Origin of the sequence: Pseudomonas sp. CNPSo 3701, assembly GCF_028674975.1 — a bacterium.
Lineage (GTDB): Bacteria > Pseudomonadota > Gammaproteobacteria > Pseudomonadales > Pseudomonadaceae > Aquipseudomonas > Aquipseudomonas straminea.
This window is the reverse complement of record NZ_JAQZSI010000008.1, coordinates 246255-262519: the sequence shown is the minus strand read 5'-3', so window position 1 is coordinate 262519 and position 16265 is coordinate 246255. Positions and strand designations below refer to the sequence as shown.

General features: G+C 63.3%; 9 protein-coding genes and 2 pseudogenes. 4 read left to right on the top strand and 7 right to left on the bottom strand.

Features of this window, described 5'->3' with window-relative positions; translation table 11 throughout:
- The first annotated feature begins 87 nt into the window (after positions 1–87).
- A complete protein-coding gene (locus PVA39_RS21195; protein ID WP_274125724.1) occupies positions 88–933 on the top strand; it encodes a 23S rRNA (adenine(2030)-N(6))-methyltransferase RlmJ in 846 nt (281 codons plus the stop codon).
- Positions 934–1087: 154 nt separating this feature from the next.
- Here PVA39_RS21195 and PVA39_RS21190 read toward each other — a convergent pair whose 3' ends face one another.
- From PVA39_RS21190 to aceE, 7 genes and pseudogenes are all read right to left on the bottom strand, one after another.
- A complete protein-coding gene (locus PVA39_RS21190; protein WP_274125723.1) occupies positions 1088–2341 on the bottom strand; it encodes an HD-GYP domain-containing protein in 1254 nt (417 codons plus the stop codon).
- Between the two features lie 71 nt (positions 2342–2412).
- Complete coding sequence (locus PVA39_RS21185) at positions 2413–2610, bottom strand: putative motility protein (protein WP_274125722.1); 198 nt, start codon at positions 2608–2610, stop codon at positions 2413–2415.
- Positions 2611–2625: 15 nt separating this feature from the next.
- On the bottom strand, positions 2626–3276 hold the full coding sequence (gene msrA, locus PVA39_RS21180) for a peptide-methionine (S)-S-oxide reductase MsrA (RefSeq protein WP_147177367.1): 651 nt from the start codon (positions 3274–3276) through the stop codon (positions 2626–2628).
- 57 nt (positions 3277–3333) lie between these two features.
- Positions 3334–5565: pseudogene (locus PVA39_RS21175) on the bottom strand (putative bifunctional diguanylate cyclase/phosphodiesterase); the annotation flags it as partial.
- A 56-nt stretch (positions 5566–5621) separates the two neighbouring features.
- Positions 5622–6006 (bottom strand): annotated as a pseudogene (locus PVA39_RS23610) (diguanylate cyclase); the annotation flags it as partial.
- A gap of 310 nt (positions 6007–6316) precedes the next feature.
- A complete protein-coding gene (gene aceF, locus PVA39_RS21170) occupies positions 6317–8308 on the bottom strand; it encodes a dihydrolipoyllysine-residue acetyltransferase (RefSeq protein WP_274125720.1) in 1992 nt (663 codons plus the stop codon).
- Between the two features lie 11 nt (positions 8309–8319).
- Positions 8320–10968 (bottom strand): pyruvate dehydrogenase (acetyl-transferring), homodimeric type, encoded by a 2649-nt coding sequence (gene aceE / locus PVA39_RS21165; RefSeq protein WP_093506290.1) that lies wholly within the window; start codon positions 10966–10968, stop codon positions 8320–8322.
- A 267-nt stretch (positions 10969–11235) separates the two neighbouring features.
- On the opposite strand from aceE, the gene glnE reads away from it, so the two are divergent.
- Genes glnE through waaC form a run of 3 tightly spaced genes read left to right on the top strand, consistent with a single transcriptional unit; the run spans position 11236 to position 16262 of the window.
- The gene (gene glnE, locus PVA39_RS21160) at positions 11236–14181 is read left to right on the top strand and encodes a bifunctional [glutamate--ammonia ligase]-adenylyl-L-tyrosine phosphorylase/[glutamate--ammonia-ligase] adenylyltransferase (RefSeq protein WP_274125719.1); all 2946 of its coding nucleotides are present in this window, start codon (positions 11236–11238) and stop codon (positions 14179–14181) included.
- 41 nt (positions 14182–14222) lie between these two features.
- On the top strand, positions 14223–15260 hold the full coding sequence (gene waaF, locus PVA39_RS21155) for a lipopolysaccharide heptosyltransferase II (RefSeq protein WP_274125718.1): 1038 nt from the start codon (positions 14223–14225) through the stop codon (positions 15258–15260).
- Positions 15261–16262, top strand: a complete 1002-nt coding sequence (gene waaC, locus PVA39_RS21150) for a lipopolysaccharide heptosyltransferase I (protein ID WP_274125717.1) — start codon at positions 15261–15263, stop codon at positions 16260–16262.
- Positions 16263–16265 lie beyond the last annotated feature (3 nt).

Sequence of the window (16265 nt, the reverse complement as noted above, 5' to 3'; positions counted from 1 at the left end):
ACCCGGGGAGAAGTCGAACGGCGTCCGGCGGGCGCTGCGTCAGGCGCCCAGGCCAGCTACAATTCGTCCCCTGCTCAGGAGCCGACGATGAATTACCGCCACGCCTTCCATGCCGGCAACCACGCCGATGTGCTCAAACACCTGGTGCTCTGCCGCCTGTTCGCGCTGCTGGCGCGCAAGGACGCGCCCTATGCCTACCTGGACAGCCACGCCGGCGTCGGCCTGTACGACCTGCAGGGCGATCAGGCCAGCCGCACCGGTGAATGGCGCGAGGGCATCGGCCGGCTCTGGGAGGCTACGGACGCGCCCGAGCCGTTGCTCGATTACCTGGAAGTGATTCGCGCGATGAACCCCGATGGCGTGCTGCGCCATTACCCAGGCTCGCCCGAGCTGGCTCGCCTGCAGACGCGCGAGCAGGACCGCTTGCACCTCAACGAAAAACACCCGGACGACGGCCAGGCGCTTAAAGAAAACATGGCCGGTGACCGCCGCGTGGCCGTGCATCTGGGCGAAGGCTGGCATCTGCCGCGGGCCTTGCTACCGACTCGCGAGAAGCGCGCGGTGATGCTGATCGACCCGCCGTTCGAAAAGGCCGATGAGCTGGAGCGTTGCGTCACCGCGCTCAACGAGGCCATCGGGCGCATGCGCCAGACCATCGTGGCGATCTGGTACCCGATCAAGGACGAGCGCCAGCTCAAGCGTTTCTACCGGGACATGGAAAAGAGCGCCGCGCCGAAACTGCTGCGCGCCGAGCTGTTCGTCCATCCGGCCGACGAGGCCGGGCGCCTCAACGGCTCGGGCCTGCTGATCAGCAATCCGCCATGGGGTTTGGAAGAGGAACTGCATGCGCTGCTGCCGTGGCTGGCCGAGCGCCTGGCGCAAAGCCAGGGCAGCTGGCGGCTGGACTGGCTGATCGCCGAGCAGCAGCCCTAGGAGCCTGTTCGCGATCTTTCAGCCTTTTGGCAACTGAGTGGCAGAAGCGGCTGGTGAATGCGTGCTTTTTGTAGGAGGGGCTTTAGCCCCGAGCTCTTTACGCCCTCATAAAGCTCGGGGCTAGAGTCCCTCCTACGTTCTCACCCACCGCTGTCTAGCGGCGCCGCGGGTCGACGTAGTAGGTCAGCTGCTGGCGCGGGTTGAGGTATTCCAGCGCTTCAGGCGGTAGTTGCGAAGGGCGGATGCTGGCGGCGATGGCCAGTTTCGGCTCGGCCTCCAGGTTGACGATCAGCGCTTCCTCCTTGGGCACTGCCGGATCGTAGATGATCAGGGTCGGCTTCATCGGCAGGGTCGGATGCATGCCCAGCACCAGCGCGTAGCGTTCGTCTTCAAGCTGAACCAGGCTGCCCGGCGGGTAGACGCCCATACAGCGAATGAAAGCTTTTAAGGCGACATCGTCGAAACGAACCCGATACTGTGGCAGGAACATCCGCGCCAGCGCCTCGTGGGGGCTCAGCGCCGTGCGCGGGTCGACCGGGTTGCACAGGTTGTCGAAGTGGTTGGCGATGCACACGATTCGGCTCAGTCGGCCGATGGAGGCCTCGCGCAGCTGCTGTGGATAACCGCTGCCGTCACAGTGTTCGTGGTGCTCATGGATGATGCGCAGCACATCGTCGTCGAGCATCAGTTTCTCGCCCATGCGCTTGCCGTACAGCGTGTGCATTTCCTGCAGCTGTTGCTCGGCACGGGTCAGCGGTGGCGGTTTGAACAGCACCTTGCTGGGCAGCTCCAGCTTGCCGATGTCATGTAGCAGGGCGCCCATGCCGAGCATGTGGCTGGCCTCAGCATCCAGGCCCAACTGACGACCGAGCATCATCGATAGCACGGTGACGTTCAAGGAATGCAGGTAAGCGTCTTCCGCAGCCTTGCCGTTGATGCTATGTAGGGCAACGCCGTCTTCGCCGAGCATGGTGGTAACCAGCTCGTTGACCAGCGCACCGGCCTGCTTGACCGATTCCTCCGGCTGGTTGCGCAGGCTCTGGTTGAGGGCCTTGACCCGCTGGCTGGCCTGGACGAAAGCGCGGTCGACCTCCGACAGGCGTTTGCGCAGCACGCTGAGCTGCTTGACCCGCGCCTGGCGTGCCTGCTCTTGGGGATCTGGCGGTGGAGGCGGTGCAGCAGGCTGCTCGACTGGCGCTTCGGCCAGCGGTAGCGGGTCGCAATCACTACGCGCCGGATCGTAGCGCAGGCGCTTGAGGCCCAGGGCGCGCAGCTGCTTGAGCTGGCCTTCGTCCTTGATCTTGAAATTGCTGAACGCGAACGAATGTTCCCACCAGCTCAGGTCGAGCTGGATGTACAGCCCGACGCAGAGCTGCTCGGGCGAAATGTAGGGCAGGTTGGCGGGCATCCGGTGCTCGTCGATTACTGGCTAATTGCCCACAAGTTTAGTCGGGCTGACGATAGGATGGCAGTAGTTCGTCAGGCCATTACGTCGATGCTGTTGCCCAGGTTTGGCGGATTGACGGGGCTACTGGCAGGCGAAGCGGCCTGCACCAGGCCGCCGACGCTGGCGGCCTGCAGTTCAAGCGTCTTGCGCAGCAGCAGGAGCGACATCTGCGCGGAGAACTGCGCCGATGCCTGACTCGATACCTGACTGGCAATGCAGCTCAACTCCACGTCCGTCTGCTCCTGTTACTGAGGTGGCAGGCACACACCCGTGCCGCCCAGGCCGCAATAACCTTCCGGGTTCTTGGCCAGGTACTGTTGGTGATAAGCCTCAGCGTAGTAGAAGGTCGGCGCGGAGGCGATCTCGGTGGTGATGTCGCCCAGGCCGGCCTTGCGCAGCTCTGCCTGGAACTGCTCCTGGCTGTGCTTGGCGGCAGCGAGTTGCTGCTCATCGACGCAGTAGATGGCCGAGCGATACTGGCTGCCGATGTCGTTGCCCTGGCGCATGCCCTGGGTCGGGTTGTGCACTTCCCAGAATACCTTGAGCAGATTTTCGTAGCTGGTCAGCTTGGGATCGAACACCACCAGCACCACCTCGGCATGGCCGGTCAGGCCCGAGCAGGTTTCCTCGTAAGTTGGGTTTGGCGTGTAGCCGCCGGCGTAACCAACCGCGGTGGTCCATACGCCAGGTTGCTGCCAGAAACGGCGCTCGGCGCCCCAGAAGCAGCCCAGCCCGAAGATGGCGGTCTGCAGGCCTGCAGGGAATGGGCCCTTGAGCGGGTTGCCGTTGACGAAGTGCGCCTCGGGAACCGAGATCGGCGTTTCACGGCCCGGCAAGGCCTGCTCGGCGCTGGGCAGTTCGAGCTTTTTGGTGAGGATTTCCGAGCGTAGAGCCATGGTGGAGGTTCTCCAAATCGATGTTCTGGGTAGACCGCGGCGGCTGACGGAGGTTGATTACCGTCTGGCGGTCGGGCGTCGCGAGTAGCGCTTGAGACTTTCTACCAGATCACGGCCCGGAATGGGGCGATCGAATAGATAGCCCTGGCCGATATCGCAGTTCTGACGACGCAGGAAGGTCAGCTGCGCCGGCGTCTCGACGCCCTCGGCGACGACCTTGAGCTTGAGATTGTGGGCCATGGCGATCACGGCAGAGGTGATTTCCATGTCGTCCTCGTTTTCGGGAATGTCCTTGATGAAGCTGCGATCGATCTTGATCACGTCGATGGGGAATTTTTTCAGGTAGCTGAGCGACGAATAGCCGGTGCCGAAGTCGTCCATGGCCAGGGTTAGGCCCAACTGCTTGAGTTCGTTGAGCTGGCTGCGTGTGCTGTCGGTGGCTTCCAGCAGCAAGCCCTCGGTGAGCTCCAGTTCGAGCAGTTCTGGCGCCAACTGCTCCTCTTGAAGAATGGTGGCGATGGAGCCAACCAGGTCCGGGTCGCTGAACTGCTTGGGCGACAGGTTGATGGCCACCTGCAGGTTACCTAGCCCGACCGCGGTAAGTTGCTTGCTCATGCGGCAGGCCTGGCGCACCACCCACTTGCCGATCGGCACGATGAGGCCGGTTTCCTCTGCCACGCTGATGAACTGATCCGGGCGGATCATGCCCTTTTCCGGATGCTGCCAGCGCAGCAGCGCCTCCATACCCAGCAGCTGGCCAGTCTTGAGGCACAGCTTGGGCTGGTAGAACACTTCCAGTTCGTTCTGAGTCAGGGCGCGTCGCAGGTTGTTCTCGACGAACAGCTTGTAGTTGGCCTCGGCATTCAAGGCATCGGTGAACACTTGCATCTGGTGTTTGCCGTTTGCCTTGGCCTTGTGCAGCGCCAGGCCGGCATGTTTCATGAGCGTCTGCGGGTCGGCGCCATGCTCGGGCGAACTGGCCAGGCCCACGGAGCCGCTGATGATGATCAGTTGATTGTCGACGAATAGCGGCTTGTCGAGGGTTTCCAGCACCTGCTGGGCAATTTCCTGTCCGCGCTGGCTCTCGCAATTATCGAGCAGGATGGCGAATTCGTTGCTGGCGAAGCGCGCCAGGGTGCCTTCGCCGCTGAAACTGTTGCGCAGGCGTTTGGCAAGGCTGACCAGCAGTTTGTCGCCGGTCTGGTGGCCTAATGTGTCGTTGATGCGCTTGAAGTTATCGATATCCACCAGCAGCAGGCTGACCGGCGCTGTGTCACTGCTGAAGCGCTGCTCCAGCGCACGGATGAAGGCGTAGCGGTTGCCGAGGCCGGTGAGGTTATCGCTATAGGCCAGGCGCTCAATGCGCTGCTGAGACTGCTTGGTCTCGGTGATGTCTTCATAGATGCCGATGTAATGGGTCAGGCTGCCGTCGTCGGCATGTACCTTGGAGATCGAGAACTGGCTCCAGTATGGCTCCAGGTTCTTGCGCCGGCTCTTGAACTCGCCCTGCCAGCTGTTCTGTTCGGCAAGGCCCGAGTCGGTGTTGAACAGCAGGTCACTGAGGTTTTCCAGGGCGGGCAGCTCGGCGAGCTGGCGGCCTTGCACTTCATCGGCGCTGTACTGGGTGATGGCCGTGAAGCTGGGGTTCACATATTCCACCATGCCGTCGCGGTTGAGCAGGATAAAGGCGCTGGCGCTCTGCTCGACGGCGCGCTGGAACAGGTACAGGGCACTGGTGGCGTTGCGTCGTTCCTGGTTGCTCAGCACGTTGGCGTACTGGTCGGCCAGCTCGCCGGCGAAGGCCACTTCGTCCGCCTGCCAGGTACGTGGGCCACCGGTGTGTTCCAGGCAGAGCACGGCCACCAGTTCGCCGCCGACGCGGATGCTGGCGTCGAGGATCGCGGTCACCGATTTGGGCCGCAGGTAGTCCTCGAACAGCTCGCGGGTGCGCGGGTCGTTCTCTGCGTCGTGGGCGTCGAGCGCCCGGCCCTCCTTGAGTGCGCGCAGGTAACTAGGATAGCGGCGACCGTCTATCGGCGGCGGCATCTCGTGATGCCCCTGTTCCTGCACATAGAGTGCTACTGGCTCCAGAGTGTCGCCGTTGATGTGCCAGATGCCGGCCCGTGCCACATCGTAGATCTCGCAAGCGCTGCGGGTGATCAGTTCAGCGGCTTCCCGACATGGATCGGTGCCCTGATAGCGTTGGCTGGCCAGGCGCACGATGAGCTGCTGCTGGGCGAGGGCACGTGACTGGTGTTGCAGCAATTCGGCTTGGCTGCGCTGCAGGTCCTCCAGCGCTGCTGACGGCTGCATGGCGGGCGCCAGATCGCCCGGCTCTTCGCTGATTACCAGCAGGTAGCCGCGTAGCAGGGCGCGTCCGCGTTGCTTGAAGGGCTCGCCCAGCTCCATCAACTTCAGAGGACCTTGGGGCGTGTGCAGGGTGTAGCGCACCAGATAATGCGAATTATCGACGAGCTGTTGCTGAATGGAGTCGTGCAGACGGTAGCGTTCCTCAGGCTCCATCAGACTGGCATAAGGCGTTTCCACCAGGTTGCATAGATCACTGGGAGGAATGCCGAACTGCTTTTCGCAGCTCGCATCGATGAACAGCAGGAGCCAGTTCGGCTCATTCATCCGCTCGAAACGCATCATGCCGAGCCGAGAGGGCACGGGCAATTGCGTGACGACCTCGGCCATGGCACGGCCTGCGGCATCGGGATGACTTTTCATCGAATGGCGTTATCCATCGGCTGGCACAGGCTATTGCCCGGCCCTACCACTATAGCGCTAACAGGGTTGAATACAGTATTGGTTGCAGCTCCGCACAGGCGATAGCCGGCCTAGGTTGCACCATGGCAGTAGCGGCTGACAAGGAATCTAATGGCATTGTGACGTCTTTATTTTAACTTGCTGATTTGAAAGAGATATTGCAGAAAGAAAAACCTGTAATCCGAGGTGATTAAGCCGATGATCGGTCAAAAAAAACCCCGCCTGATTGGGCGGGGTTGAGGATACGAGCGTGGCGCTCGAAAGGTGTCGTTTACAGCAGCATGGTGCGGATGTCGGTCAGCACATCACCCAGGCGCTTGGTGAAGCGGGCAGCGGCTGCGCCGTTGATCACGCGGTGATCGTAGGACAGCGACAGCGGTAGCATCAGCTTGGGCTGGAAGGCCTTGCCATCCCACACCGGCTGGATGGTCGCCTTGCTGACGCCGAGGATCGCCACTTCCGGCGCGTTGACGATCGGCGTGAAGCCGGTGCCGCCAATGTGGCCGAGGCTGGAGATGGTGAAGCATGCACCCTGCATGTCGTCAGCCGACAGCTTCTTGTTGCGCGCTTTCTCGGCCAGTGCAGCGGCTTCGGCAGCCAGTTGCAGCAGACTTTTCTGGTCGACGTTCTTGATCACCGGCACCAGCAGGCCGTCCGGCGTATCGACGGCGAAGCCGATGTGCACGTACTTCTTGCGGATCACGGCCTTGCCGCTTGGCGCCAGCGAACTGTTGAAGTCCGGCAGTTCCTTGAGCAGGTAGGCGCAGGCCTTGAGCAGCAGTGGCAGCACGGTCAGCTTGACGCCGGCTTTCTCGGCGACAGCTTTCTGGGCAACGCGGAAGGCTTCCAGCTCAGTGATGTCGGCCGAATCGAACTGGGTCACGTGCGGCACGTTCAGCCAGCTGCGGTGCAGGTTGGCCGCGCCGACCTGCATAAGGCGGGTCATCGGCACTTCTTCGACTTCACCGAACTTGCTGAAATCGACAGTCGGGATCGGCGGAATGCCGGCGCCACCGGTTGCACCGGCAGCTGCGGCGGCAGGAGCCGACTTGGCTTTCTGCAGCTCGGATTTGACGTAGGCCTGCACGTCTTCCTTGAGGATACGGCCTTTCGGGCCACTGCCAGGTACCGAACTCAGCTCGACGCCAAACTCGCGGGCCAGCTGACGCACCGCCGGGCCGGCGTGCACCTTGCTGCCGTCGCGGCTTGGCGCGGCCGCAGGGGCGGCCTGCGGTGCAGCCTTGGCTGGCGCGCTGCCCTGTACGTTGGCCGGTTTGGCCTGCTCGGGTGCAGCGGCTGGCGCCTGGGCTGCAGCCGGCTTGGCGGCAGCCTTGCCCTGGACCTTGAGGGTCAGGATCAGGTCGCCGGTCTTGGCCTGGTCACCGACCTTGATGGCGATACTTTCGATCACGCCAGCTTTGGGAGCCGGGATCTCCATGCTCGCCTTGGCCGACTCCAGGGTGATCAGCGATTGTTCGGCTTCCACGCTGTCGCCTTCTTTGACCAGCATCTCGATGACGCTGGCAGCGTCGGCGCCGATGTCCGGGATACGCACTTCTTCAGTGCTCTCACCGGCCGGCTCTTCGGCAGCGGCAGCGGCAGCGGCAGTCGCTGGTGCTTCGGCCTGGGCCGGAGCGGCCGTAGGCGCTGGCGCGCTGGCGGCCTGCTTCTGAGCGCCGCCGGCGCCCTTGAGCACCAGAATCAGGTCGCCGGTGCCGACTTCGTCACCGACCTTGACCGATACGCTTTCCACTACGCCGGCAGCCGGCGAGGGGATTTCCATGCTGGCCTTGTCGGACTCGAGGGTGATCAGCGATTGATCGACCTCGATGGTGTCGCCCGGCTTGACCGCCACTTCGATGATGCTCGCCTTGGCGCTGGAACCGATGTCCGGCACCTTGACTTCCTGAGGCTCGGCGTTGCCTGCCGACTGAGCTTGCGGCTCGGCAGCCGGCTCCTCGGCAGCAGCCGGTGCTGCCTGTTCTGACGCCTGCTCCTGCTTCTGCTCTGCCGGAGCGGCTTCGGCATCGCCTTCCACGTCCAGCTCGAGCAGCTCGTCACCTTCTTTCAGGGTGTCGCCTAGCTTGACCTTCAGGCTCTTCACGACGCCGGCCTTGGGGGCCGGGATTTCCATGCTGGCCTTGTCCGACTCGAGGGTCAGCAGGCTCTGGTCGGCTTCGATGCGGTCGCCGACCTTAACGAACAGCTCGATGATTTCACCTTCACCGCCGCCGATATCGGGTACGCGAATCAATTCACTCACAATGCGTCTCCTCAGCAGTCCAGTGGGTTGCGTTTTTCAGGGTCGATACCGAACTTGACGATGGCCTCGGCCACCACCTTGCGTTCGATTTCACCGCGATCGGCCAGCGCTTCGAGCGCAGCCAGAACAACCCAGCGACGGTCCACTTCGAAGAAGTCGCGCAGCTTGCGACGGCTGTCGCTGCGGCCGTAACCGTCGGTACCCAGAACCTTGTATTCCTTGACCGGTACCCACTGACGAATCTGTTCGGCGAACAGCTTCATGTAGTCGGTGCTGGCCACGACCGGACCTTTACGGCCGCTCAGGCACTGCTCGACGTAGCTCTGCTTGGGCTCGTCGCCCGGGTGCAGACGGTTGCTGCGCTCTACGGCCAGGCCGTTGCGACGCAGTTCGTTGAAGCTGGTGACGCTCCACACATCGGCACCGATGTTGTAGTCGTTGCGCAGGATCTTCGCCGCTTCGCGAACTTCGTTGAGGATGGTGCCGCAACCCATGAGTTGCACGTGGTGGGCGGCTTCCTTCTTGTCCTCTTCGAGCAGGTACATGCCTTTGATGATGCCGTCTTCGACACCTTCGGGCATGGCCGGCTGCTGGTAGTTCTCGTTCATCACGGTGATGTAGTAATAAACGTTTTCCTGCAGAGTCATCATCCGGTGCGTGCCTTCGCGCATGATCACCGCCAGCTCGTAAGCGTAGGTGGGGTCATAGCTGCGCACGTTGGGGATGGTGCTGGCGAGGATGTGGCTGTGGCCGTCTTCGTGCTGCAGGCCTTCGCCGTTCAGCGTGGTACGGCCCGAGGTGCCGCCCAGCAGGAAACCGCGGGTCTGGCCGTCGCCAGCGGCCCAGGCCAGGTCACCGATACGCTGGAAGCCGAACATCGAATAGAAGATGTAGACCGGCAGCATCGGCGTGTTGTAGTTGCTGTAGGCGGTACCGGCAGCGATGAAGGAGGAAAACGCACCGGCCTCGTTGAGACCTTCCTGGAGGATCTGGCCGTCCTTCTCTTCGCGGTAGTACATCACCTGATCGCGGTCGACCGGCTCGTACAGCTGGCCGACAGGGGAGTAGATGCCCAGCTGGCGGAACATGCCTTCCATACCGAAGGTACGCGCCTCGTCGGCGAGGATCGGCACGATGCGCTTGCCCAGCTCCTTGTCCTTGACCATCGAGGCGAGGATGCGCCCGAACGCCATGGTGGTGGAGATTTCGCGGTCGCCCGAGCCATCCAGAACGGCCTTGAGGGTTTCCAGTGGCGGCGTCGGGATGCTGATGCTGCCACGGTTACGCTGCGGCAGGTGGCCGCCGAGTTTCTCGCGGCACTTGCGCAAGTACTTCATCTCGGCGCTGTCTTCGGCCGGACGGTAGAACGGCAGCTCTTCGAGCTGCGAATCGTTCAGCGGAATGTCGAAGCGATCGCGGAATTTCTTCAGCGACTCGATATCGACCTTCTTGGTGTTGTGCGCGGTGTTCTTCGCTTCGCCGGCACCGGTGCCATAACCCTTGATGGTCTTGGCCAGGATGACGGTCGGCTGGCCTTTGTGGTTGACCGCCTGGTGGTAGGCTGCGTAGACCTTGTACGGGTCGTGGCCGCCGCGGTTGAGGTTGAAGATTTCCTCGTCCGACAGCTTCTCGACGCGCTTGAGCAGCTCCGGATCGGCACCGAAGAAGTGCTTGCGCACGTAGGCACCGTCTTTGGCCTTGTAGTTCTGGTATTCACCGTCGATGGCGGCGTCCATGCGACGCTGCATGCGACCGTCTTCATCCTGGGCGAACAGCGGATCCCACATGCGGCCCCAGATGACCTTGTTGACGTTCCAGTTGGCGCCACGGAACACGCCTTCGAGTTCCTGGATGATCTTACTGTTACCGCGAACCGGGCCGTCGAGGCGCTGCAGGTTGCAGTTGATGACAAAGATCAGGTTGTCGAGGTTCTCGCGGCCGGCCAGGGAGATGGCGCCCAAGGTTTCTGGCTCGTCAGTCTCGCCGTCGCCGATGAAGCACCAAACCTTCTGCTTGCCGGCCGGGATGAAGCCGCGGTTTTCCAGGTACTTCATGAAACGCGCCTGGTAGATCGCGGTGATCGGGCCCAGGCCCATGGACACGGTCGGGAACTGCCAGAAGTCCGGCATCAGATGCGGGTGCGGGTACGACGACAGGCCATCACCGTCTACTTCCTGGCGGAACTTGAGCATTTGCTCTTCGCTCAGGCGGCCTTCCAGGAAGGCGCGAGCGTAGATGCCGGGCGATGCGTGGCCCTGATAGTAGATCAGGTCGCCGCCGTGTTCTTCGGTCGGCGCCTTGAAGAAATAGTTGAAGCCGATGTCGTATAGGGTCGCGCTGGAGGCGAAGGTGGAGATGTGACCACCCAGATCCGGGTCCTGCATGTTGGCGCGCATGACCATGGCCAGAGCGTTCCAGCGAACGATCGAGCGGATGCGGCGTTCCATGAACAGGTCGCCCGGCATGCGTGCTTCACGCGTGACCGGAATGGTGTTGCGGTAGGGAGTGGTGATCGAATAGGGCAACTGTGTGCCGCTACGAGTGGCCAACTCACCCAGACGCGTCATCAGATAGTGGGCACGGTCTTCGCCTTCCTTGTCGAGGACGGATTCCAGTGCGTCCAGCCATTCCTGGGTTTCGATTGGATCGAGGTCTTGCATGGCTTGCTCCAGAGCGGAAAGGCTTCCAGAATCGGAAGCCAGATGCGTTGCCGGCTTTTTGAGCGGGCACATAAATTCTTGGATGTACCGGTTGGGTAGATCCGGCTTCGTGTAGTTTTACTACATTTTGTCGACGATTTCAGCTCTCTCGATCAATCCAGTCGTGGCAAAACTACAATCAAATCAGGCGAGAGCCAGAAACGGCGAGCCTTCGCAGGGGCTGCGCCGGTTTTCCACCGGCTCGCAGCCCGCCGAAAAGGATAGACCATGAGCTTGCCCGCGCGCGTCCCTTTGCCTGCTGCCCTGCAATCCATCGCCCTGCGTGCCGAGCAGTCGCTCACCCAGGCATTCGCCACCTTGTCGGATGAGGCTGCTGCCGATTTCGCCGCCTGGCCGGCGCAGCGCAAGGAGCACCTGCAACGGGTCACGGCCGCCAGTGACTTCGTCACCCAGCAGAGCCTGCGCGACCCGCAGATGCTGCTTGATCTGGCCGCCAGCGGTGAGCTGGAGCGGCGCCTGGCTGGCGGTGAGTTGCGCCAGCAACTGACCGAGCAACTGGTCGAATGCACCGATGAAAATGCTTTGGCGCGCAGCCTGCGGAAGTTTCGCAACCGCCAGCAGTTGCGCATCATCTGGCGGGACGTCAGCCGCCAGGCGGATCTGGTGGAAACCTGTCGCGATCTCTCCGACCTGGCTGACGCCTGCATCGACTTGGCCTATCACTGGCTCTACCCCCGGCATTGCGAGCAGTTCGGCACGCCGGTCGGGCGGCGCACTGGCGAGCCGCAGCATATGGTCATCCTCGGCATGGGCAAACTCGGCGCCTTCGAGCTGAACCTGTCGTCGGATATCGACCTGATCTTCGGCTACCCGGAAGGCGGCGAGACCCAGGGCGTCAAAAGGCCGCTGGATAACCAGGAGTTCTTCATCCGCCTGGGCCAGAAGCTGATCAAGGCGCTGGATGCCATCACCGTCGACGGTTTCGTGTTTCGTACCGACATGCGCCTGCGCCCTTACGGCTCGAGCGGTGCGCTGGTGTTCAGCTTCAATGCGCTGGAGCAGTACTACCAGGACCAGGGGCGCGACTGGGAGCGCTACGCGATGATCAAGGCGCGGGTGGTCGGTGGTGATCAGCAGGCCGGCGCGCAACTGCTGGAGATGTTGCGCCCGTTCGTCTACCGCCGTTACCTGGACTTTTCCGCCATCGACGCGCTGCGCACCATGAAGCAGCTGATCCAGCAGGAGGTGCGCCGCAAGGGTATGGCAGAGAACATCAAGCTCGGCTCCGGCGGCATCCGTGAGGTGGAGTTCATTGCCCAGGCGTTCCAGCTGATCCACGGCGGGCGTGACCTCAGCCTGCAGCAGCGCTCCCTGCTCAAGGTGCTGCAAACCCTCAAGGATCAAGGCTATCTGCCTGGCCAGGTGGTCGACGAACTGCTCGCCGGCTACGCCTTTCTGCGCTACACCGAGCATGCCCTGCAGGCCATCGACGACCGGCAGACGCAGATGCTGCCGGACAACGATCAGGATCGCGCCCGCGTGGCTTTCATGCTCGGCTTCGACAGCTGGGGCGCCTTCCACGAGCAGCTGATGTACTGGCGCGGCCGGGTCGACTGGCATTTCCGGCAGGTCATCGCCGATCCCGATGACGATCAGGAAGGCGACGCGGAGCCCGTGGTCGGCGCCGATTGGTTGCCGCTGTGGAATGACGATCAGGATGAGGAGGCGGCCTGCCGGCAGCTCACCGAGGCCGGGTTCGTCGAGGCCCAGGCCGCCTGGCAGCGGCTGGTGGGGCTGCGTAACGGCAATCAGGTGCGCGCCATGCAGCGCATCGGCCGTGAGCGCCTGGATGCTTTCATCCCGCGCCTGCTGGCTGCCACGGTGGAGCACGACAAGCCTGATCTGGTGCTGGAGCGGGTGCTGCCGCTGATCGAGGCGGTGGCGCGGCGCTCCGCCTATCTGGTTTTGCTCACCGAGAACCCCGGCGCCTTGCAGCGTTTGCTGACGCTGTGCGCCGCCAGCCCGTGGATCGCCGAGCAGATCAGTCGCTTCCCGCTGCTGCTTGACGAGCTGCTTAACGAGGGGCGCCTGTTTAGCCCGCCCCTTGCGCCGGAGCTTGCTGCCGAGCTACGTGAGCGGCTGACGCGCATCCCTGAGGAAGACCTGGAGCAGCAGATGGAAGCGCTGCGCCACTTCAAGCTGGCCCACGGCCTGCGCGTTGCAGCCTCGGAAATCGCCGGCAGCCTGCCGCTGATGAAGGTCAGCGATTACCTGACCTGGCTGGCCGAGGCGATTCTCGATCAGGTGCTGGTCCTGGCCTGGCGGCAGATGGTCAGCCGCCATGGTACGCCGCTGCGCGCCGATGGCAGCCCGTGTTCGCCGGACTTCATCATCGTCGGCTATGGCAAGGTCGGCGGTATCGAGCTGGGTCACGGCTCGGACTTGGATCTGGTGTTCATTCACGATGGCGACCCCCAGGCCGAAACCGATGGCGCCAAGCCCATCGACGGCGCACAGTTCTTCACCCGTCTGGGCCAGCGCATCATTCACCTGCTGACCGCACAGACTAACTCCGGCCAGCTCTATGACGTCGACATGCGCCTGCGTCCCTCCGGCGCGGCGGGGTTGCTGGTCAGCTCACTGGGCGCCTTCCGCCGCTACCAGGAGGGCGAGGCCTGGACCTGGGAGCATCAGGCCCTGGTACGTGCCCGGGTGCTGGTTGGTTGCGAGCGCGTGGGCGCCGCCTTCGATGAAGTACGCTGCGCCGTCCTGGGCCGCGAGCGCGATCAGGCCAAGTTGCAGGCTGAGGTCAGCGAGATGCGCGCCAAGATGCGCGACAACCTGGGTAGCCGCAGCACCGCGGCCGGCACGGCGGCGAATGCCTTCGATGCCGCCTCGCCCTTCGACCTCAAGCAGGATGCCGGAGGTATCGTCGATATCGAATTTATGGTGCAATACGCGGCCCTGGCGTGGTCGAGGCAGCACCCGGCGCTGCTCGAATTCACCGATAACATCCGCATTCTGGAAGGCCTAGATCGCCTCGGTCTGCTACGCGATGGCGAGGCGACCCTGCTGCAGGACGCATACAAGGCCTACCGCTCGGCAGCCCATCGGCAGGCCCTGCAGAAGCAGCCCGGGGTAGTGGGTGGCGACCAGTTTCACGAGCACCGGCGCAACGTGATGCGCATCTGGCGTGAACTGGGCCTGAGTTGATGGCTGCCGCCGCCATCGGGCTTCTCTAGCGAACTGAGTGTATGAATATTCTGATCATCGGCCCCTCGTGGGTAGGCGACATGGTGATGGCGCAGACATTGTTCCAGTGTCTGAAGCAGCGTCACCCTGACTGCGCCATCGACGTGCTGGCCCCGGACTGGAGCCGACCGCTCCTCGAGCGTATGCCCGAGGTGCGCCAGGCCCTGAGCTTCCCGCTGGGCCATGGTGTGCTGGAACTGGCCACGCGGCGGCGCATCGGCAAGTCCCTGGCCGGCCGTTACGATCAGGCGATCCTGCTGCCCAACTCCATGAAGTCGGCGCTGGTGCCGTTCTTCGCGGGCATCCCCGTACGCACTGGCTGGAAGGGCGAAATGCGCTACGGCCTGCTCAATGACGTGCGCAAGCTGGACAAGGATCGCTACCCGCTGATGATCGAGCGCTTCATGGCCCTGGCCTATCCGGCCGGCGCCGAGCTGCCGCAGCCCTATCCGCGCCCGTCTCTGCAGATCGACCCGGCTACCCGCGATGCGGCTCTGGCGCATTTCGGCCTGAGCCTGGATCGCCCCGTGCTGGCCCTGTGTCCAGGCGCCGAGTTCGGCGAGGCCAAACGCTGGCCCAGTGAGCACTACGCCAAGGTCGCCGAGGCGAAGATTCGCGAGGGCTGGCAGGTCTGGCTGTTCGGCTCGAAAAAGGATCATCCGGTGGGCGAGGACATCCGTTCGCGGCTGATTCCCGGCCTGCGCGAGGAGGCGATCAATCTGTCCGGTGAGACCAGCCTGGCCCAGGCCATTGACCTGTTGTCCTGCGCCGCTTCGGTGGTGTCCAACGACTCCGGGCTGATGCACGTGGCTGCGGCGCTCAATCGCCCGCTGGTGGCCGTTTACGGCTCGACCTCACCGCAATTCACCCCGCCGCTGGCCGAGCAGGTGGAGATCATCCGTCTGGGCATCGAATGCAGCCCTTGCTTCGAGCGCACCTGCCGCTTCGGTCACTACAATTGCCTGGTGCAGTTAGAGCCACGGGTCGCCATCGACGCGCTGCAGCGCCTGGTCGGTGAGCCGGTTGAGGTCATGCCCTGAATGCGCGTGCTGGTGATCAAGACCTCCTCGCTGGGCGACGTGATTCATACCCTGCCGGCCCTGACCGACGCGGCCCGGGCAATTCCGGGTATCCGTTTTGACTGGGTGGTGGAAGAAGGCTTCGCCGAGATTCCAGCCTGGCATCCTGCAGTCTCCCAGGTGATTCCGGTGGCCATCCGCCGCTGGCGCAAGCACCCGCTGCAAACCCTGCGCAGTGGCGAGTGGGCGCGGTTCAAGCAGCGCCTGCGCGAGAGCCATTACGACCTGGTGATCGATGCCCAGGGGCTGTTCAAGAGCGCCTGGCTGACCCGTTACATCAAGGCGCCAGTGGCTGGCCTCGACAGCAAATCCGCGCGCGAGCCGATCGCCGCGCGTTTTTATGACCGTCGCTACAGCGTGCCGCGGGCCCAGCATGCGCTGGAGCGCACCCGCCAGTTGTTCGGTCTGGCACTGGGCTACAGCGTGCCCGCTGGTCTGGGCGACTACGGGTTGGACCGCGCCCAGCTTGCAGATCCGGCCGCAAGCCCTTATCTAGTGTTTCTGCACGGTACCACCTGGGCCAGCAAGCACTGGCCCGAAGCCTACTGGCGCGAGCTGGCCGAGCAGGTCGCCGAGCAGGGCTGGGCCTTCCGCCTGCCGTGGGGCAACGAGATCGAAAAGGCCCGCGCCGAACGCATCGCCGAGGGCATCGAAAACGCCGCCGTGCTGCCGAAACTCAATCTGGCCGGTGTTGCCAAAGTGCTCGCCGGCGCCCAGGCCTGCGTCGCGGTGGATACGGGCCTTGGCCATCTGGCGGCAGCGCTGGATGTGCCCACCGTGTCGCTATACGGTCCGACCCTGCCGGGCCGGGTCGGTGCCTACGGGCGCTCCCAGGTGCACCTGTGCGCCAGCGGCCCGGATGCCGGCAAGGGTGACCGCGATAAGCCCTGTTTCGATGATTTGAAGCCGCAGCGGGTGTTCACCGAATTACATGCCCTGCTGCTGGACCTGGGACTGGACTGATGC

What these genes read in the sequence shown, in the direction of transcription:
- PVA39_RS21195 (WP_274125724.1), top strand. Translation starts at nt 88, where the DNA reads ATGAATTACCGCCACGCCTTCCATGCCGGCAACCACGCCGATGTGCTC.
- PVA39_RS21190 (WP_274125723.1), bottom strand. Translation starts at nt 2,341, where the DNA reads ATGCCCGCCAACCTGCCCTACATTTCGCCCGAGCAGCTCTGCGTCGGG.
- msrA (WP_147177367.1), bottom strand. Translation starts at nt 3,276, where the DNA reads ATGGCTCTACGCTCGGAAATCCTCACCAAAAAGCTCGAACTGCCCAGC.
- aceE (WP_093506290.1), bottom strand. Translation starts at nt 10,968, where the DNA reads ATGCAAGACCTCGATCCAATCGAAACCCAGGAATGGCTGGACGCACTG.
- glnE (WP_274125719.1), top strand. Translation starts at nt 11,236, where the DNA reads ATGAGCTTGCCCGCGCGCGTCCCTTTGCCTGCTGCCCTGCAATCCATC.
- waaF (WP_274125718.1), top strand. Translation starts at nt 14,223, where the DNA reads ATGAATATTCTGATCATCGGCCCCTCGTGGGTAGGCGACATGGTGATG.
- waaC (WP_274125717.1), top strand. Translation starts at nt 15,261, where the DNA reads ATGCGCGTGCTGGTGATCAAGACCTCCTCGCTGGGCGACGTGATTCAT.